The sequence below is a fragment of the Bacillus sp. SJZ110 genome, assembly GCF_006715455.1.
Taxonomy (GTDB): domain Bacteria; phylum Bacillota; class Bacilli; order Bacillales; family Bacillaceae; genus Bacillus; species Bacillus subtilis.
Window position 1 is genome coordinate 207,004 of the sequence record NZ_VFNF01000002.1, and the last position, 18,847, is coordinate 225,850.

Here is an 18,847-nt window from a genome sequence, read left to right on the forward strand (position 1 = left end):
CAAATCAACTATCTGCCTATAGATGCATAAACTTACTAAGGTGCTGAAAGAAACGAAATTGTTACGACAGAAACGGGATTGGAGCTGATATCACATGTGTGGAATTACGGGTTGGGTCGATTTTAAAAAGCAGCTCGTCCAGGAAAAACAAACGATGGACAGAATGACAGACACTCTTTCCAAACGAGGGCCTGATGATTCAAACGTTTGGGGGGAGCACCATGTTTTATTCGGACATAAAAGACTTGCGGTTGTTGATATTGAAGGCGGACGCCAGCCGATGGCGTGTACCTATAAAGGGGATACGTACACCATTATTTACAATGGCGAGCTTTATAATACGGAAGATTTGCGCAAAGAATTGCGGGCGCGGGGCCATCAATTCGAACGTACGTCAGATACCGAGGTGCTTCTGCACAGCTACATCGAATGGCAGGAAGACTGTGTCGACCATCTCAATGGCATATTCGCTTTCGCTGTGTGGGATGAAAAGCGTAATCTGCTGTTTGCCGCGAGAGACCGTCTCGGCGTAAAGCCGTTTTTTTACACGAAGGAAGGCTCTTCATTTCTCTTCGGGTCGGAAATCAAAGCAATCCTCGCGCACCCTGATATAAAAGCGCGAGTGGACAGAACGGGACTTTCTGAAATTTTCGGTCTTGGACCGTCCAGAACCCCGGGCACTGGCATATTTAAAGGCATAAAAGAAATCCGCCCGGCTCATGCGCTGACATTTTCCAAAGACGGACTTAATATTTGGCGTTATTGGAATGTTGAAAGCGAAAAACATACGGACAGTTTTAATGACACGGTTGCCAATGTCAGATCGTTATTTCAGGACGCGGTGACGCGGCAGCTTGTGTCGGATGTGCCTGTTTGCACATTCCTATCAGGCGGTCTGGACTCAAGCGCGATTACAGCGATTGCGGCGGGCCATTTTGAAAAGGAAGGAAAAGCACCGCTTCATACTTATTCGATTGATTACGAAGAGAACGATAAATTTTTTCAAGCAAGCGCATTTCAGCCGAATGATGACGGACCATGGATTGAAAAAATGACAGAGACTTTCGGCACGACGCACCACAAATGCGTCATCAGCCAAAAAGATCTCGTTGATCATTTGGAGGAAGCTGTACTGGTCAAAGACTTGCCGGGAATGGCGGATGTCGACTCATCCCTGCTGTGGTTTTGCCGGGAAATCAAAAAGGACTTTGTCGTCAGCCTATCGGGAGAGTGCGCGGATGAGATTTTCGGCGGGTACCCGTGGTTCCATACGGCAGATGTTGAGTCTGGCTTTCCATGGATGAGATCAACGGAGGAGCGGATCAAGCTGCTTTCTGACTCATGGCAGAAAAAATTGAATCTGAAAGAATACGTAAATGGCAAATATGAAGAAACCTTGGCAGAAACGCCATTATTAGATGGTGAAACGGGTGTGGATAAAGCAAGAAGACAGCTGTTCTATTTAAATATGCTTTGGTTTATGACGAACCTTTTGGATCGGAAGGATCGCATGAGCATGGGGGCGAGCCTGGAAGTGCGGGTGCCGTTCGCCGATCACCGGCTTGTGGAATATGTTTGGAATATTCCGTGGGAAATGAAAATGCATGATAATCGGGAAAAAGGCATTTTACGCAAAGCGCTTGAAGGTATTTTGCCTGATGACATTCTGTATCGCAAAAAAAGCCCGTATCCGAAAACCCATCATCCGGAATATACAAAAGGCGTCAGCGAATGGCTGAAAACGATCAGAAGCCAAAAGGACTCCGTGCTCCATACCTTGCTAGACAGAAAACAATTAGATCAGCTTTTAGAAACGGAAGGCTCCTCCTTCAAGGTGCCGTGGTTCGGGCAGCTCATGAAGGGGCCTCAGCTAATCGCCCATCTTGCTCAAATTCATACATGGTTTGAAGCGTATCGCATTGATATTGACGAGAGGTAGGTTCAATGCAAATGTGATTAAAATCCAGAGATGTATAGATTTAAATAAGAAGGATAGATGAGCAGGGAAATATATGCTCTATCTATCCTTTTTTGTACAACGCACTATCGAATTGCCCCCGCATTCCTTCAATAAGAATGAATAGGTTTTAATGTTCTGCCGATAAAACTAGCTGATACCGGGCTTAACTTTAATTCCCTAGCCCATACAGAAAGTTGACCAATATGGTGAATTTCGTGAGCGATGATATGGTGTAATATTTCATCTCGCGTATATAAAACACCTGTCTCCCAAGGAACGCTTACAAGTTCATCTTTTATTTGATCTGAATGTGTTTGTAAAACATCAATTATTTCAGTTCGGAATGTATTTGAGAGAGATTTCACTTTATTGAGTGTTTTATAATCAGCGAACTGAACAGCGATATCTTCTTTTCCTTGGATAGCACGAATCCAACTATATTCCACATCAATAATATGAAAAAGGGTATATAAAATATTCTCTACTCCGCCAAGACGGTTATTAAGTAATTCTTCAGTGGTTAGTTGATGACACCAAGTAAACCATTGATCTCTAACCTGCCAGTTATATTCAAAAAATTTTATCACTGAACTCACTCCAATACTATCATGTATCATAACAATTAGCCCTTTTTTCCGTGATTCCTCTATTATTGAAGTGATGATTGAGAAATGTTTACATTCTACCTGTTGTATGGCATTAAAAATAATAATGCATATCTCGTCGATGATGCTGTACGTCTTGTTACTTTTACAAAGTAAGAATCGGCATTTTCTTCATATACAATTAGGAAAAAACATACTAGACTTGAAGAAGCAGTGATACATAGGAGTGAGAAAAATGAAAGAGATAAAAGAAGCTTACCAGCAATGCGGACAGATTGTTGGCGAATACGCGCCAGCCTGTTTCAAAGCATTATCATATCTCCCGCTAAAGCAAAGACAAGCCTCTTGGGCAGTATTGTCGTTTTGCCACACGGTGGCCAGTGCAGACGAAAAGGTATTGCCCGCATTTGAAGCTAAAGCTGATCATGTTTACCAAAGGACAAATAACGGTAATCAACATCTATGGAAGGCTTTTGATCATGCGTATCGGACCTTTACATTGGAAAGCGAACCTTTTCGGGAGTTTATTGCCGCACAAAAAGAAGACGCCAAGCCGTATGATGACCTTGATGAACTGCTCATGTACGCATATCGGACGGGCGGTTCTGCCGGATTGATGCTGCTGCCGATACTGACACGCCGAAAACAAGATCAGCTCAAACAAGCAGCCGTCTCTCTCGGCTTGGCCATACAGCTGGTTCGCTTCTTAAGTGATCTTGGCACAGATCAGCAAAAAAACCGCATTCCCCGTCAGGTAATGCAGCAATTCGGCTATACAGAGGCTGACCTTCAAAAGGGCGTCGTGAATAAGGCGTTCACAATGACGTGGGAGTATATCGCTTTTGAAGCAGAAGCCTACCTTGAAGAGTGTCAGGATGCCTTGCCGCTATTTCCGCAGTATTCTCAAAAAACGGTGAAAGCCGCCCTTCATTTGCACCGGGCTGTTTTAGAAAAAATCCGGGCGAACAAGCACGATGTATTTCAACATCACTTCGCTCTCACAGAGACCGAAGTGAAGCAGATTCTGTCTGATATCTAAAAAACACCCGGCCTTGATTGAGCCGGGTGTTACGCCATACCTTTTTGTATCCAGATACGTGAGCGCCATCTTCTGTACATTAAGATTCCCCGGACCCATTCATCCGCGATAAAAGAAATCCAAATGCCGGCAAGACCGAAACCGAGGTGGATGCCGAAAAGATAAGCAAGCGGGAGGCCGATGCCCCACATTGAAATCATTGCCATGTAAACCGGGAATTTCGCATCCCCCGCAGCCCGCAGAGAGTTAATGATAATGACATTAAACGAGCGGCCTGGTTCAAGGATAATGGTCATGGCAATCAATAGGCTTGCAGTTGCTATAATGTCAGGGCTTTGTGTGAAGAGTCCGATCAGGTCTTTTGAAAAGATCGTCATCAAAACAGAGGTAGCCGCAGCAATTCCGAGTGCCCAATATAAGCTCTTCATGCAGCGCTCATAAGCGGCATCAAATTGTTTGCCGCCGATATAACGGCCGATTAAGATTTGTGTACCCTGGCTGATCGCAGTGCCGAACAGCAAAATAAACATCGTAATATTTTGCGTATACACTTTTGTTGTCAACGCCTGCGCGCCCATGATGGCGATAAAATACGTGACAATCATTTGCGAAAGGTTGTATGAAAGCTGCTCTCCCGCAGAAGGAATGCCGATTTTCAGCAGCTTGCGCAAATGCTCTTTATGCATATGAAAGACTTTTTTCAGCGACATCTTCAGCTGGATGCGTTTGTTGACAATCACAATCATCGCGATTAATCCGATGACGCGGGCGATAGATGTGGACATGGCCACACCGGCAACGCCGAGAACAGGAAAGCCGAACAAACCGAAAATCACAACAAAGTTTCCGGCAATGTTTAAAATGTTCATGCCGATAGTGACAAACATTGTATCTTTTGTGTAGCCGTAGCTTTTTAAGATCGCGCTGAATGTCATGATTAAAGCCTGAATAAAGGACAGACCTCCGACAACTTGTAAAAAGACTTTCGCATCAGGCATCAGTGCGTCTGATAATCCCATCATATGAAGCAGAGGGACAGCCGCGAAAAAGACGACGGCGCTGATGGCCAGGCTGATGAAGAAGTTGGCGCCGATTGACACATAAGCGACTTCCATGGCTTCTTTCTTTTGCCGTGAGCCTAGAAATTGTGAAATGATAACGGTCGTTCCTGTTGCGATAAAGCTGAACATCACGATAATTAAATTTAAAATCTGGTTGCTGACGCCGACTGCTGCCACGCTGTTATCCGAGTATTGGCTGAGCATCAGTGTATCGGCATTACCCATAAACATATATAATGAGACCTCAATAAAGATCGGCCAAGTAAGCGAAAATAATGAGAACGTTTTGTCAGCGGGTTTTTTCAAAGCAGTTGATTTGAAGACAGCTTGTTTCATAGTGTCTAACCCCTTTCGTAAATAAAATCAACGTTTTAAAGTGTACCTCCATTTCCTTATAATAAAAAGGGATAGAAACGATACTTCTTGTAAAAATCCGACTTAAAAAGGAGGATGATTCAAATGCCTCGCATCCTGTTTACAGTCCCGCCTTTTCCGGTATTTATCGCAGCTGGGGAAGGGGTTTTTAAAAAAGGAGAAACCCATGTGAAACGTGTATTCTCCGTGTTTGATCTGATATATGTCAAACAGGGAACGTTATATATAACGGAAAATGAAACATCGTTTTCTGTTGAAGGCGGCGAGTACATCTTGCTTTCTCCCGGTCTTGAACACTACGGGACGAAGGGCAGTGATGAAGCAACCTCCTACTATTGGCTTCACTTCGATGAACATCGATATGAATTTACGGCAAAGGGAGGCAGCAACTGGTCTGAGCTTCAGCAGGAAAAAGGGAGCTTCGAAGAGCCGGCCCGCTACGGATTGGCCTTGCCGAGAAAAGGCAAGGTGCAGCGCCCGCAGTTTATGGCGCAGCAGTTTGAAAAGCTGATCGATTACTCCGCGGAAAACTCTGATTTGCCGCTCAGAAAGCAAATTTTATTTGAGGAGCTGATGCTGCATCTTCAAAAAGAAGCGTTCCAAATACCGTCTGCGAAAGAGCGGGTAGCCTGGGAGGCGGCCCGGTACTTACAGGAGCACTATAAGGAAAAGACGACAATCAAGGATCTGTCGCTCGCCCTTCACTATCATCAGGATTATGTGAGCCGCTGCATGCAGCAGGTGCTCGGCGTAACTCCGGCACAATACACGAACCGGGTGAGAATGACGGAAGCGAAGCGTCTTTTATCCTCTACAAATGATAAAATGGGCGTTATTGCGGAAACGGTCGGAATGGAAGATCCGACATACTTTTCAAAACTCTTTAAGCAGATAGAAGGCATTTCACCAATTGAATACCGGAAAATTGTCAGCCGGAAAGTTCAATAACCAGACGAGGGATGAACATGAAAACAACAATTTACGATGTGGCAAAGGCGGCGGGTGTCTCGATCACAACTGTGTCCCGTGTGATAAACAATACGGGGAGAATCAGCGATAAAACACGGCAGAAGGTCATGAATGTCATGAATGAAATGGCATACACGCCCAATGTCCACGCCGCGGCGTTAACGGGAAAACGAACGAATATGATTGCTCTCGTGGCGCCTGATATTTCAAATCCGTTTTACGGCGAACTGGCCAAAAGCATTGAGGAAAGAGCGGATGAGCTCGGTTTTCAAATGTTGATTTGCAGCACCGATTACGATCCAAAAAAAGAAACAAAGTATTTTTCTGTGCTGAAACAGAAAAAGGTGGATGGCATTATTTTTGCAACAGGGATTGAAAGCCATGACAGTATGTCTGCTTTGGAGGAAATCGCCAGTGAACAAATTCCGATTGCCATGATTTCTCAGGATAAGCCGCTTCTTCCGATGGATATTGTTGTGATAGATGACGTTCGTGGCGGATATGAGGCTGCCAAGCATCTTCTGTCACTCGGCCACACGAACATCGCCTGCATTATCGGAGACGGGTCAACGACAGGCGAAAAAAATAGAATCAAAGGCTTCCGTCAGGCGATGGAGGAAGCGGGCGTGCCCATTGATGAATCACTTATCATCCAGACGCGGTTTTCCTTGGAAAGCGGCAAGGAAGAAGCGGGAAAATTGCTCGACAGAAACGCTCCGACTGCTATTTTTGCCTTCAACGACGTATTGGCTTGTGCCGCCATACAAGCTGCGAGAATAAGAGGCATAAAAGTGCCGGATGATCTTTCCATCATTGGTTTTGATAATACGATACTCGCAGAAATGGCGGCTCCGCCCCTGACAACCGTAGCCCAGCCGATAAAAGGAATGGGGCGGAGCGTCATCGAACTGCTGGCAGAAGCAATAGAGGGAAAACGAAAGGCGAAACAAAAAATAGTGCTCCCGCCTGAGCTTGTAGTCAGACATTCTACATCACCGCTCAACACATGAGCCCGCTAATGAGCGGGTTTTTTCATTATGACAGTTGAAGCAAAAAAAAAAACATATTGCGTGTAAACCAATGGCAGTGTAAAATGAAACCATCTTTTGAGAAAGCGCTTGCGCAAAATGGCAGAGCGGATTGAACCGCTGTTTTTTTAGCTGTTAAGAGAAAGCGCTTTCTCAAAGCGAGCCTGAAATGAGATAAAGGAGAGGATGGGACGTGGAACATCAAGTAAGATGTGCAGTATTGGGATTAGGAAGGCTCGGTTATTATCATGCGAAAAATCTCGTCACCAGTGTGCCGGGGGCAAAGCTGGTTAGTGTCGGTGATCTGTTAAAAGGGAGAGCGGAGCAGGTTGCCAGAGAACTCGGTATCAAAAAATGGTCAGAGGACCCGTATGAAGTGTTAGAAGATCCCGGCATTGACGCTGTCATTATCGTAACGCCGACAAGCACACATGGTGATATGATCATCAAAGCAGCCGAGAACGGCAAACAGATCTTCGTTGAAAAACCGCTGACATTAAGCCTTGAGGAATCAAGAGCAGTTTCTGAAAAAGTGAAAGAGACAAGTGTCATCTGCCAAGTCGGCTTTATGAGACGGTTCGATCCAGCATACGCAGATGCCAAACGGCGGATCGACGCTGGAGAAATCGGCAAACCTATCTATTATAAAGGCTTTACGCGCGACCAAGGCGCGCCTCCCGCAGAATTTATCAAACACAGCGGTGGAATTTTTATTGACTGTTCCATCCATGACTATGATATTGCCCGTTATTTGCTAGGGGCGGAAATCACTTCTGTTTCAGGACACGGCAGGATTCTGAACAATCCGTTTATGGAGCAGTATGGTGATGTGGATCAGGCGCTGACGTATATTGAATTTGACTCCGGCGCAGCGGGGGACGTCGAGGCAAGCAGAACCTCTCCATACGGACATGACATCCGGGCGGAGGTGATCGGGACAGAGGGCAGTATTTTCATAGGGACATTGAGAAATCAACATGTGACCATCCTATCGGCTAAAGGGAGCAGTTATGATATCATTCCAGACTTTCAAACTCGTTTTCATGAAGCCTACTGCTTGGAGCTTCAGCATTTTGCCGAGTGTGTCCGTGATCGAAAAACACCGATTGTGACAGATATTGATGCGACGATCAATTTAGAAGTGGGTATCGCCGCAACCAATTCCTTTCGAAGCGGCAGGCCGGTACAGCTAGATGTGAAGCGCGCTTATACAGGTATGTAAAAGCTAATATGTTGCATTTGAGGCTTTCCGCAAAAAAAAGCAAGGACATTTTAGCCCTTGCTTTCTCTTTTCTCATATAAATAGTACATATAATCAGTAGGTACGCCTAAATGGCCCAGCTGTCTCAGCATGGCGGTTACGTTCCCTCTGTGGTAAGTGCCGTGATTGACGACATGCAGGATGGTGTCTGCATAGGTTGATTCCAGTGTACCTAGTTTCGGATGCTGCATTGTGAAGGTCTGTTCTAAGTCCGTCTGGCGGCTGAAGAAATCATGATACTGTGACTCCAGCTCGGCAGCGTGCTGTTTAATCGCTGCCATATTACCTTGCGCGGACTCTAATTTGCCTGCGCTGTCTATAATCTCTTGGTAGGCCACTCCAGAAAGAACATTCAGCCAAATGTAGTCAGCCCTGCACATATGAAGCAGCACGTCGCTGACAGAAGGAAATACGCTCTTTACTTCTTGATAGGCAGTTTCCTCCGGCAGGTTTTCGATATGGGTAAATATTTTCTTGTTTGCCCAAGAATGATAGTCATAAAACTGTTTTGCATCAGTCATAAGCATGCCCCCTTTTCTAAGAAATTCGTTTTTTTCATCTGTTTCTCCTTCAATTGCAAAAGAGTGACACCCCAAAATATCCTGCCGCTGCCCACATTACCGCTGCAGAGCATTTGTTTACGATCAGCATAAGCCTGCCGCTCGTATCTATCGTCTGAAACAACCGGCCCGCTATTGCAAGGCTGATAAACCAAATCCAAGACACAGCGATGCAGGCGGCCATAAAGAGCCATTTCTCAAGCCCCGAATATTGAAGAGAGCTCGTGCCGATGACGCCGATCGTGTCCAGAATGGCATGCGGGTTTAAAAGAGAAACAGCGGCCGCAAATGCAACTTGCTTTTTTGGTGTGAACGTATGTTTCTCGTTTTGGCTTGTGTTCGGACGGCTGTTCCAAGTCACCCAGCCCATATAGAGCAAAAATAAAAATCCGCCGGCCATCATGACTGTCTCAAACACAGGCAGCTCCTGCACAATGACAGACACGCCCGCAACGGCTAATACGATTAACAGGGTATCGCAGACTGAAGCACTGATGACAGCTGGGAGAGCCCGCCAAATATGCTTTTGCCACGCGCCTTGCTGAAAAATATACACATTCTGCACTCCCAGCGGCAAAATTAAGCCAAACGCGAGCACAATTCCGTGAATGATTGCATTCATGCTGAAAAAGCTCCCTTCACATTTTTTTTCAATCATAAGAGAGATTGTCACTAAAGTCTCCAGCCATTTGGTTGGGTTAGGAACCAGCCAAATGTATAATGTGTAAAAAAGGGGGGGGCATGACCTTGTCGCAATGGCAGCCAAGCCGAAAGTCGGATGTTCCGCTGCATCGGCAGATCGAACAATATATGAAAGACAAGATTCTTCACGGAGAGTGGGCTGTAGGGACGAAAATCCCCTCACAGAGAACGCTGGCCGACATGTTTCAAGTCAACCGCAGCACAGTCACAGCAGCCATAGATGAACTCACGTCTCAAGGCTTGTTAGAGGGAAGAAGAGGCGGCGGTACGAAGGTTGTAAACAGTACTTGGAGCGTGCTGGCGGCTGAGCCTCCGCTTGATTGGAGCGATTACGTCCGTTCGGGCATTCATCGCGCCAATTCTTCCATCATTCAAGCTATTAATCAGAACGAACCAAGAGCGGATATCATCAGATTAGGAACTGGAGAACTTTCACCGGATCTTGTGCCTGCTGACACAATTGGACGGATGTTTCAGCAAATCAATCCGGGCGTCCTGTCTTTAGGATATGAGCAGCCGAAAGGAAACCGTCAGCTGCGGGAGGCAGTGGCCGACCATTTAAAAGGAAAGAAGATCCATGTGTCACCGTCTGCAATTTTAATTGTGTCCGGTGCACTTCAGGCACTTCAGCTCATCTCAATTGGACTTTTAAAACGAGATTCTGTCATTTTGACGGAGAAGCCGTCCTACCTTCAATCCTTGCATGTATTTCAATCAGCTGGGATGCGGCTTCGCGGCTGGCCGATGGATGATGAAGGGGTCAAAGCGGGGCTTGTTTCTTCTAATCGAAAACAATATGGAGGACAGCTGCTTTACACGATTCCGTCGTTTCATAATCCGACAGGCACAGTCATGTCAGAGCAGCGAAGGAAAGAGATCATCAGCCTGTCAAAAAAAGAGCAGCTGCCCATCATTGAGGATGATGCGTACGGTGATTTATGGTTTGAAGAAAAACCGCCGCAGCCGATGAAAGCAATGGATCATGAGGGCAATATTCTGTATCTGGGCACGTTTTCAAAAACGGTTAGCCCCGGTCTGCGAATCGGCTGGCTTGCCGGTCCGGAGCCGGTTATTGAAAGGCTGGCGGACATTAAAATGCAGACAGACTACGGATCAAGCGGCCTGTCCCAGTGGGCGGCTGCCGAGTGGCTGTCACAGGGATATTATGAAGAGCATCTGACTTGGGTACGCAGGAAGCTTAAAGAAAGGAGAGACGCCGCCGTTCATTTTCTCGAGCGGTATGCCGGGGACATTGCCACGTGGCGGATTCCCGCAGGCGGCTTTTATATTTGGGTGACATTTCACAAAAACCTGCCTGTCAGCCGTTTCTTTTATGGATTGCTGAAACGGCAGGTGCTTGTGAATCCCGGCTACATTTATAACGGTGAAGACCGAAACAGCATCAGGCTGTCATATTCCTATGCATCTCTTGGAGATTTGGAAACTGGCATTAAAGCGGCAGCTGAAACAGCACGCCGCCTGATGATGTTCTAAGCTTTGGTTATACGATGACAGCTCCCAGTGCCCTGGCGAAGGCAATCGCATGCTCAGGTGCGATTTTGCAGCCTTTCAATTTGTCGAGGGAGACATGAAGCTGTTCAAAACGGCACGTGCTGATGTCCATGTTTTGAAGGGACGTGCCGGTAAAGCTGGCGCCTTCCAATTCGCATCCGTCAAAGTGTGTCTGCTGGAGCACCGTATTGCTGCATTCACTTTGCATAAGAGCACAGTGATCAAATCGAACTTGTTTCATATTTGAGTACGAAAATGAGCTGAAATGTCCGTGGCATTCCTCGAATGAAACATTCCGCAGCGTTGCTTCCGCCACATTCATTCCAACCATTTTTGACTGCTTAACAGAAGTTCTGTGAATGACAGCCCCGCTGAAATCGGCGTTTGATAAATCGCATTTTTCAAAGATCACATCGGTCAGTTCAATATGCCGAAAAGACACATCGATAAAGACGACATTTCTGAATACCGTTTTTTCAACACAGAGTCTTTCGATATCTTCTCCGCAGATTGTACAATCTTCAAACAAATGCATGCTGATTACATCATCCTGCGTCACGGCATCATGAAAATCTGTGGTTTGCAGGTTTTCCGGTATGTTCGGTTTTTGAATTGCGATTTTATTCATGTGATGACATCCTTTGCTGCCCGAAAAACGAGGCTTCCGGGTTCAATTTAATAGATCGTTAAGGAAATTGATACATATAGTAAATCGTGAAGAGCCTTTTCTTGGTACAGCAGCCCGCTTGTTTTGTAAGCATAAATGGAAAGCTTCCTATACGTCAAGGCGTTTACAGGCCGAAAAAGCCAAAGGGAACAGGAGGAATGCGTAATGGGGCATTACGTCAAAACCGAGGAGCATGTGACACTGTTTGTAGAGGATATCGGACATGGAAGGCCGATCATCTTTTTGCACGGGTGGCCGTTGAATCATAAGATATTTGAATATCAAATGAATGAGCTTCCGAAAAGGGGATTTCGTTTTATCGGCGTTGATTTACGGGGATATGGGCAATCTGACCGCCCTTGGGAAGGCTACGATTATGACACGATGGCTGATGATGTGAAAGCAGTCATTTATACGCTGCAGCTTGAGAATGCGATTCTTGCCGGTTTTTCAATGGGCGGCGCCATTGCAATCCGTTATATGGCAAGGCATGAAGGAGCCGATGTTGATAAGCTGATTTTATTGTCTGCAGCGGCGCCCGCATTTACAAAACGTCCGGGATATCCGTACGGGATGAGGAAGCAGGATATTGACGACATGATTGAACTATTCAAAAGTGATCGGCCAAAAACGCTTGCTGATTTAGGAAAACAGTTTTTTGAGAAAAAAGTGTCTCCAGAGCTTATACAGTGGTTTCTCAATCTGATGCTGGAGGCCTCCTCCTACGGGACGATCCACTCGGGCATCGCATTAAGAGATGAAGATCTCAGAAAGGAACTTGCTGCAATCAAGGTGCCGACGCTGATCCTGCACGGGAGAAAGGATAGAATTGCGCCGTTTGATTTTGCGAAAGAATTGAAGCGCGGCATCAAACAGTCGGAATTGGTTCCGTTTGCAAACAGCGGGCACGGAGCATTTTATGAGGAAAAAGAGAAGATCAACAGTTTGATTGCGCAGTTCTCCAACTCATAAGAAAAAACCCGACATTGATCGGGTTTTTTATATAATTCCCCTGTTTTGCAGTGCGTTAATGATGAGATCAGCTCCATCGGAAATAGAGGTCTGGTCTGACTCAATGATGAAATCGGGTGAAAGCGGCGCTTCATACGGAGAATCGATCCCGGTGAAATGTTTGATCTCTCCGTTTCGCGCTTTTTTATAAAGCCCTTTTGGATCGCGCTGTTCACAAACATGCAGCGGGCACTTCACATAAATTTCGAAGAACTCACCTTTAGGAAAGAGTGCTCTAACCATGTCCCGATCCTCTCTGAATGGTGAAATAAAAGCCGTTAAAATCATTTGCCCGCTGTCGACAAACAGCTTCGCCACTTCTCCGATCCGGCGGATGTTTTCAATCCTGTCACCAGTCTGAAATCCAAGGTCTTTGTTTAAGCCGTGGCGGATATTATCACCGTCAAGTACGTAGCTCTGAATGCCCTTGCGGTAAAGCTTTTCATCGACTGCATTGGCCAGCACCGATTTTCCGGAGCCGGACAAACCTGTAAACCAGAGGACGCAGCTTTTGTGTCCGTTTAAGGACTGTCTGTCAGACTTTGAGATGGCAGCGGGATGCCAAATGATGTTCGGATTGTGTGTCATTGCAATTCCCCGCTGTTTTGCTTGATGGCAACAGGCTGTTGGTGAAGTCCCTTGATCAGCACGGCTGCGATCTCAGGCCGGCTGAATTCTTTAGGCGGCTTTTTGCCTTGGCGGAGAAGCTCTCTCACTTTTGTGCCTGATAAGTGGATGTGGTCTCTTGAGCTGTGCGGACATGTTTTGGAGGTGCCCATGTTTCCGCATTTTCGGCAATAAAAGCTGTGCTCAAAAAACATCGGCTTGATGCCCAGCTCTTCCTCTGTGAATGATTGAAAAATATTTTGGGCGTCGTATGTTCCATAGTAGCTGCCGACACCCGCGTGATCACGGCCTACAATAAAATGGGTGCAGCCGTAATTTTTTCGGACGAGCGCATGGAAAATCGCTTCCCGCGGACCTGCATAACGCATGGCGGCAGGGAAAACTGATAACATGACACGATCCTTTGGATAATAGTGATTAAGCAAAGCCTGGTAGCTCTCCATTCTGATATCGCTTGGGATATCGTCTGACTTTGTTTCTCCGACAAGCGGGTGAAGCAGCAGACCGTCGACCGTTTCTAACGCTGTTTTTTGAATGTATTCATGCGCTCTGTGAACAGGGTTCCTGGTTTGAAAGCCGACAATCGTTTTCCAGCCGAGTTTTTGAAAGGCCGCTCTTGTTTCTGCGGGCGTTGCATAAAACTGTTCGAAAGATTTGTCAGGCAGGCGGCTGACCGTGATAGGCCCTCCGATATAGTAATCCGGGCGCGCCAGCAATTTTTTTACGCCTGGGTGGGCAGGATCGTTTGTTTTAAAAACAGACAGTGCTTCTTGTGTTTTATCAGGCTGGTATATATCGGTGACTGTGATCATGCCGTAGGTAACACCGTCTTTTGTAAGCTTGACGTGATCTCCGGCAGACAGCTGTTTTGCTGTTTTTTCTCCGACAGGCAGCGTAATCGGCAGGCTCCACGGCAAGCCGTTTGCCAGCCTCATTTCCTTCACAACACGATGATAATCTTTTTCTCCCAAAAAACCTGTTAACGGGCTGTATCCGCCGATCGCGATAAGCTCCAGATCACTCAGTGCAAGCTGATCCAGCTCTGCTTGGCACGCGCACCCTTCAAAATGGCATGCGGGATCACAGCGGTTGATTAATACCCCTCCGTGGGGTTCGTTTCCATTCAACGTGTTCAACCTCCATTTATACGTTTCCTTGTTTTCTTTTCTGCAGTTAATGAAAGTTTGACATCAGCGTCTCAACATCATTTCGATTCTCACATCAAGAACCTGCCGTCCGCTATTCTTGATGCAGGCCGCATTCTGTTTTCTCCCGTCCGGCCCATCTTCCAGCCCTCTCATCGTTCGGGTCCGGGGAAGGCAATGTACACATTTCACAGCCTATGCTCGGATAATGTTGATCGTGCAGTTTGTTATAAGGCAAATTGTGCAGGCGGATGTACGTCCAAACGTCATCCCATGTCCAGTGGATGAGCGGGCAAATTTTGATGAGCTTAAACTTCTGGTCCAGGTTTACGTATTGAATATGCTTTCTCGTTGGCGACTGCTCCCGGCGCAGTCCTGAAATCCAAGCTGTCATGCCGGACAGGTGCTTATTGAGCGGTTCAATTTTCCGCAATTGGCAGCAGAGGTTCGGGTTATGCTTCCACAGCTCTCCGCCGTACTTCGTCTCCTGTTCTGTTAAGCTCAGATCGGGTTCGAGCATCTGGATTGCAAATCCCGGATATCGCTCTTTGACGGTCTCGATCAGCTCATATGTTTCCTGAAAATGAAGCCCGGTATCCAAAAAGATGATGTGTGCGTTTTTGTTGATTTTTGATATTAAGTCTAGAAGCACCATTCCTTCTGCGCCAAAGCTGCATGCGTACACAATCTTTTCTCCGTACGTTCGGTAAGCCCACTTCAACACATCGAGCTCATCGATCAATTGATCCGTTATCTGTTTGGACAGCATGTCGTTCCAAGTGTCATATGTGATGGTTTCGTTCAATGTTTTCCCCCCGTTTGCATCTGCTTTTTTTATCTATTGATCGAGTTATAGGCAGACTATTCATTTTTTGCATAAAGGTTCAGGGTTTTTACGTGCCGCGCCCGCCTAAAATGAGGTGCGGAACCATTAAGAGCCCGGCTGAATATGCTTTTTAGCAAAATGGTTTTATGCCCAAGGAGAGGTAGTATGCCGATTGCCATTTATCAGGGGCATCATCATTCGCTTGCCCCGGCGGACATTAACATCGTCATTGATGTCATCAGAGCTTTTACGGTCGCCCATTATGCGTTTATTGGCGGGGCGAAAGAGATTTTGTTGGTCAGAACAGCTGATGAAGCCTTTGCGCTGAAAGACACCTATCCGGATTATGTTTTGACGGGAGAGGAAAAGGGGGTCGGTATCAGCGGATTTGATTTAGATAATTCTCCAAAACGTATGGCTGGGCAGGATATGGCGGATAAGCGCCTAATCCAGAAAACAACAAACGGCGTCACAGCAGCATTGGGGGCGCTGAACGCAAAGCATCTGTTCGTAACTGGATTTTCCAATGCCAAAACAACGGCAGAGCATGTGAAAAAGCTGGCCGCAAACGATTGTGTCATAAACATAGTGGCTTCCCATCCATCCGGTGATGACGATATGGCGTGTGCGGAGTATATCAAAGGCATCATTGAAGGGACAAATGCGGTAACGGCTGAGGAGGCGATTCAAAGAATAAAACGCTCTTCTGTTGCGGAGAAGTTTTTTGACAGCCGCCAGCCATTGTTTGATTCGGAAGACATCGTTTACTGTACAAAAGAACTGACGGGCGATTTCGTGATGAAAGTGAAACAAGATGGAGAAGTTCCAACGATAGAGAGGGTCATAATATGAATGATTTTTCACTAGAATTGCCAGTGAGAACAAACAAGCCGAGAGAAACCGGGCAGTCCATTTTAATTGATAACGGCTATCCCTTGCAATTTTTCAAAGATGTCATAGCCGGAGCGTCCGACTATATTGATTTTGTGAAATTCGGCTGGGGCACATCATTACTTACGAAAGATCTTGAAGAAAAAATCAGCACACTGAAAGAACATGACATTACATTTTTCTTTGGCGGCACACTGTTCGAAAAGTACGTAAGCCAGAAAAAAGTGAATGAATTTCATCGGTACTGCACCTATTTCGGCTGTGAATATATTGAGATTTCAAACGGTACGCTCCCGATGACAAATAAAGAGAAAGCGGCTTTCATTGCCGATTTTTCTGATGAATTTCTTGTGCTCAGTGAGGTGGGCAGCAAGGATGCGGAATTAGCAAGCCGGCAAAGCTCTGAGGAATGGCTTGAATATATCGTTGAGGATATGGAAGCGGGCGCGGAAAAAGTGATTACAGAAGCCAGAGAAAGCGGAACGGGAGGGATCTGTTCCAGCAGCGGCGATGTCAGGTTTCAAATTGTTGACGACATCATTTCCTCGGATATTGATATCAACAGGCTGATTTTTGAAGCGCCTAACAAAACGCTTCAGCAAGGGTTTATTCAAAAAATCGGGCCGAATGTGAATCTGGCCAATATTCCATTTCATGATGCTATCGCTTTGGAGACGCTGCGTTTAGGGCTAAGATCCGATACCTTTTTTCTGTAAAACAGCGGCTGCGGGGCTCTCGTCGTGAAGAGAGCCTCTGCCTATTATTTTTTATGGCGGTACATAGGCGTGAGATAGGGAAGTGAGGTCAGACGGATGTTGTAGATGAAGTCGATGACTCTTGTCGATATCACTTGGCATATGAGGGCTTGAATGACGATGCCCCAGTCAATAATAGACGCGGTGACCATAAAAATGATGCAATTCATGATGAGCAGGATCGTTCCGGGATTCCCGCCGCGGTAGATAGAAATCATCAGAGCAAGTGCTCCGAACCCTCCGTTTGAAATTTTATATTTGTATAAAAGTCCGATGCCGAGTCCCAATAACACTGCGCCGCTTGCCAGATCAAGCCACAGATTAGATGTGATATCCGGAAAAACCGCATCAAAGATCAATACCGAGACAGAGGTGACGGTGATAGAAGCGAGGGTGCCGGTGAATGTTCTCATCTCCAGCCATTTTAAAGCGGTAAAAAGCATTGATACATTCACAGCCCACACTGAAAATCCGTGGGGGATTTGAAACAGATAATGCAATAGCACCGCAATACCTGCTGCACCGCCTGTTGGAATATCATGCGGAAATAAAAACAAGGACATGCCGAGTCCCTGTAGTACGCCGCCTACGACAATCATAAACGTAAGTTTTGCTTTCATCAGCAGTTCAGCCATTAAGTCATTTGCTCCTTTATGAAAAGACTTGTCCGCTGTTTTCATTTTATGAGGCTGTCCATTATTTATGTCTCAAAATAAAGAAATGGCCCAGCTTAATATGCTGAGCCATCCCACTTGTAGCGATTGACGATCTCCATATTGATCTCTGTTCCAATGCCTTTTCCTTTCGGGATGTGGACCATTCCTTTTGAAGGCTGCAGGCTGACGAGATCTGTAAAAGGATTCTCCATGACGTCCCACTCGATCGGTTCAATGTGATCGTTCTTCATTTTAGACCATGGGGGCAGACAGGCTTGTGCAAATAAAGCATAGAGTCGTGAGAGCGATCCGTCATATGCATGGGCGGATGCTCTGACGCCGAAATAACGCGCGAGCTGGAGGCAGTCCCGAAACTCATCAATTCCGTTGACATGCATGACATCGGGCTGAATGATATCCAAACAGCGCTGTGAAAGGAGAGGCACATATTGCGCCGGGCCTTTCATGTTTTCTCCACCGGCAACAGGAACAGACAAACGGCTTCGAAGCATAGCGTAATCCTGCGGGTGATCAAAGGGCAAAGGCTCCTCAAGCCAGCCAATGTTCGTCCATTCGGAGAAATAGCGCTCCCATTTAAAAGCCGCAGCGGCATCGTAGCTTTGGTTTGCGTCCAGAATCATCGTAATGGAGCTGCCTGCTGTATGCTGCAGCGCATTGATGTGCCGGACATCCTCCTTGAATGAAGTCCCGCCAATTTTGACTTTGATTTGCTCAAAACCTTTTTTCAACTGGGCTTCAACATTGGAGACTGAGCGGCTGATCCATTGCGGGGAGTCTGAGTACGATTGAAAAGACGCGTACACAGGAATCTCCTCTCTGTATCGCCCGCCCCATAATTCGCATACCGAACAATCCGCAGCTTTGGCTGCAATCTCTGTCAGCGCCATGCTTACAGCGGAGGCCGCCCGCTGGTGCCATTTTTGAATCGTGCGCACTAATGACAGGCGGCTGCCAGCCTGTTTTCCTAATAGAAATGGGATGATCCGCTTCGTAAAACCGACATGGAGAGCAGGGAGCCAATCAACGCATTCTCCCCAGCCGTCTATCCCGCTTTCGGTGATAATCCTGATGAGATAACAAGTCCGATATCGTTTAAACCCATTGGCATCTCCGTATGGCTTTTCTAATCGGTGAAATAGCGGAAAGGTTTCAATCCGTACAATTTTCACACTGGGT

The 18,847-nt window shown here is 46.4% G+C and carries 18 protein-coding genes and 1 pseudogene; 9 read left to right on the forward strand and 10 right to left on the reverse strand.

The window, feature by feature from the left end; all coding sequences use genetic code 11:
- The first annotated feature begins 94 nt into the window (after positions 1 to 94).
- On the forward strand, positions 95 to 1,939 hold the full coding sequence (gene asnB, locus FB592_RS06565; RefSeq protein ID WP_141949392.1) for an asparagine synthase (glutamine-hydrolyzing): 1,845 nt from the start codon (positions 95 to 97) through the stop codon (positions 1,937 to 1,939).
- A 128-nt stretch (positions 1,940 to 2,067) separates the two neighbouring features.
- Here the strand turns inward: asnB and FB592_RS06570 are convergent, their stop codons facing one another.
- On the reverse strand, positions 2,068 to 2,547 hold the full coding sequence (locus tag FB592_RS06570; RefSeq protein ID WP_141949393.1) for a DinB family protein: 480 nt from the start codon (positions 2,545 to 2,547) through the stop codon (positions 2,068 to 2,070).
- Positions 2,548 to 2,778: 231 nt separating this feature from the next.
- On the opposite strand from FB592_RS06570, the pseudogene farP reads away from it, so the two are divergent.
- Positions 2,779 to 3,604, forward strand: a pseudogene (farP, locus tag FB592_RS06575) (farnesyl diphosphate phosphatase).
- 29 nt (positions 3,605 to 3,633) lie between these two features.
- On the opposite strand, the gene FB592_RS06580 reads toward farP, so the two are convergent.
- Positions 3,634 to 5,001 carry an MATE family efflux transporter gene (locus FB592_RS06580; RefSeq protein WP_003233074.1) on the reverse strand — a complete coding sequence of 456 codons (1,368 nt, stop codon included), beginning with the start codon at positions 4,999 to 5,001 and terminating at the stop codon, positions 3,634 to 3,636.
- 123 nt (positions 5,002 to 5,124) lie between these two features.
- On the opposite strand from FB592_RS06580, the gene FB592_RS06585 reads away from it, so the two are divergent.
- The 3 genes from FB592_RS06585 (at position 5,125) to iolX (ending at position 8,259) form a co-directional block, all read left to right on the forward strand.
- Positions 5,125 to 5,988, forward strand: coding sequence for an AraC family transcriptional regulator (locus FB592_RS06585; RefSeq protein ID WP_003245539.1), 864 nt, complete (start codon positions 5,125 to 5,127; stop codon positions 5,986 to 5,988).
- A gap of 17 nt (positions 5,989 to 6,005) precedes the next feature.
- Positions 6,006 to 7,019, forward strand: a complete 1,014-nt coding sequence (gene degA, locus FB592_RS06590; protein ID WP_085186303.1) for a transcriptional regulator DegA — start codon at positions 6,006 to 6,008, stop codon at positions 7,017 to 7,019.
- Positions 7,020 to 7,230: 211 nt separating this feature from the next.
- Entirely contained in the window at positions 7,231 to 8,259 is a 1,029-nt protein-coding gene (gene iolX / locus FB592_RS06595) for a scyllo-inositol 2-dehydrogenase (RefSeq protein ID WP_141949395.1), read from the forward strand.
- Positions 8,260 to 8,309: 50 nt separating this feature from the next.
- On the opposite strand, the gene FB592_RS06600 is transcribed toward iolX, so the two are convergent.
- Complete coding sequence (locus FB592_RS06600) at positions 8,310 to 8,819, reverse strand: DinB family protein (protein WP_101501979.1); 510 nt, start codon at positions 8,817 to 8,819, stop codon at positions 8,310 to 8,312.
- Positions 8,820 to 8,868: 49 nt separating this feature from the next.
- A complete protein-coding gene (locus FB592_RS06605) occupies positions 8,869 to 9,531 on the reverse strand; it encodes a LysE family transporter (RefSeq protein ID WP_072173836.1) in 663 nt (220 codons plus the stop codon).
- Positions 9,532 to 9,599: 68 nt separating this feature from the next.
- Here FB592_RS06605 and FB592_RS06610 point away from each other — a divergent pair, with 68 nt between their 5' ends.
- Entirely contained in the window at positions 9,600 to 11,054 is a 1,455-nt protein-coding gene (locus FB592_RS06610) for an aminotransferase-like domain-containing protein (protein WP_141949396.1), read from the forward strand.
- Positions 11,055 to 11,061: 7 nt separating this feature from the next.
- Here FB592_RS06610 and FB592_RS06615 read toward each other — a convergent pair whose 3' ends face one another.
- On the reverse strand, positions 11,062 to 11,700 hold the full coding sequence (locus FB592_RS06615; RefSeq protein WP_128740209.1) for a pentapeptide repeat-containing protein: 639 nt from the start codon (positions 11,698 to 11,700) through the stop codon (positions 11,062 to 11,064).
- A 204-nt stretch (positions 11,701 to 11,904) separates the two neighbouring features.
- Between FB592_RS06615 and FB592_RS06620 the strand changes: the two genes are divergently transcribed.
- Entirely contained in the window at positions 11,905 to 12,711 is an 807-nt protein-coding gene (locus tag FB592_RS06620) for an alpha/beta fold hydrolase (RefSeq protein WP_141949397.1), read from the forward strand.
- Between the two features lie 27 nt (positions 12,712 to 12,738).
- Here the strand turns inward: FB592_RS06620 and cysC are convergent, their stop codons facing one another.
- The 3 genes from cysC to FB592_RS06635 all read right to left on the reverse strand — a co-directional run bounded on the left by cysC (position 12,739) and on the right by FB592_RS06635 (position 15,327).
- Positions 12,739 to 13,338, reverse strand: a complete 600-nt coding sequence (cysC, locus tag FB592_RS06625) for an adenylyl-sulfate kinase (protein ID WP_003245829.1) — start codon at positions 13,336 to 13,338, stop codon at positions 12,739 to 12,741.
- The gene (sat, locus tag FB592_RS06630; protein WP_141949398.1) at positions 13,335 to 14,504 is read right to left on the reverse strand and encodes a sulfate adenylyltransferase; all 1,170 of its coding nucleotides are present in this window, start codon (positions 14,502 to 14,504) and stop codon (positions 13,335 to 13,337) included. The genes cysC and sat overlap by 4 nt, the downstream gene beginning before the upstream one ends.
- A 112-nt stretch (positions 14,505 to 14,616) precedes the next feature.
- Entirely contained in the window at positions 14,617 to 15,327 is a 711-nt protein-coding gene (locus tag FB592_RS06635; protein ID WP_077670607.1) for a phosphoadenylyl-sulfate reductase, read from the reverse strand.
- Positions 15,328 to 15,513: 186 nt separating this feature from the next.
- Here FB592_RS06635 and FB592_RS06640 point away from each other — a divergent pair, with 186 nt between their 5' ends.
- Together FB592_RS06640 and FB592_RS06645 are read left to right on the forward strand one after the other, a co-directional pair.
- On the forward strand, positions 15,514 to 16,200 hold the full coding sequence (locus FB592_RS06640; protein WP_021479582.1) for a 2-phosphosulfolactate phosphatase: 687 nt from the start codon (positions 15,514 to 15,516) through the stop codon (positions 16,198 to 16,200).
- Positions 16,197 to 16,955: a phosphosulfolactate synthase gene (locus FB592_RS06645; RefSeq protein ID WP_021479581.1), complete on the forward strand. Its 759-nt coding sequence runs from the start codon at positions 16,197 to 16,199 to the stop codon at positions 16,953 to 16,955. Before FB592_RS06640 ends, FB592_RS06645 begins: the two co-directional genes overlap by 4 nt.
- 44 nt (positions 16,956 to 16,999) lie before the next feature.
- On the opposite strand, the gene FB592_RS06650 is transcribed toward FB592_RS06645, so the two are convergent.
- Both FB592_RS06650 and FB592_RS06655 read right to left on the reverse strand, forming a co-directional pair.
- Positions 17,000 to 17,629 carry a YitT family protein gene (locus tag FB592_RS06650; RefSeq protein WP_009966972.1) on the reverse strand — a complete coding sequence of 210 codons (630 nt, stop codon included), beginning with the start codon at positions 17,627 to 17,629 and terminating at the stop codon, positions 17,000 to 17,002.
- A gap of 95 nt (positions 17,630 to 17,724) precedes the next feature.
- Positions 17,725 to 18,840, reverse strand: coding sequence for a mandelate racemase/muconate lactonizing enzyme family protein (locus FB592_RS06655; RefSeq protein ID WP_021479580.1), 1,116 nt, complete (start codon positions 18,838 to 18,840; stop codon positions 17,725 to 17,727).
- Positions 18,841 to 18,847 lie beyond the last annotated feature (7 nt).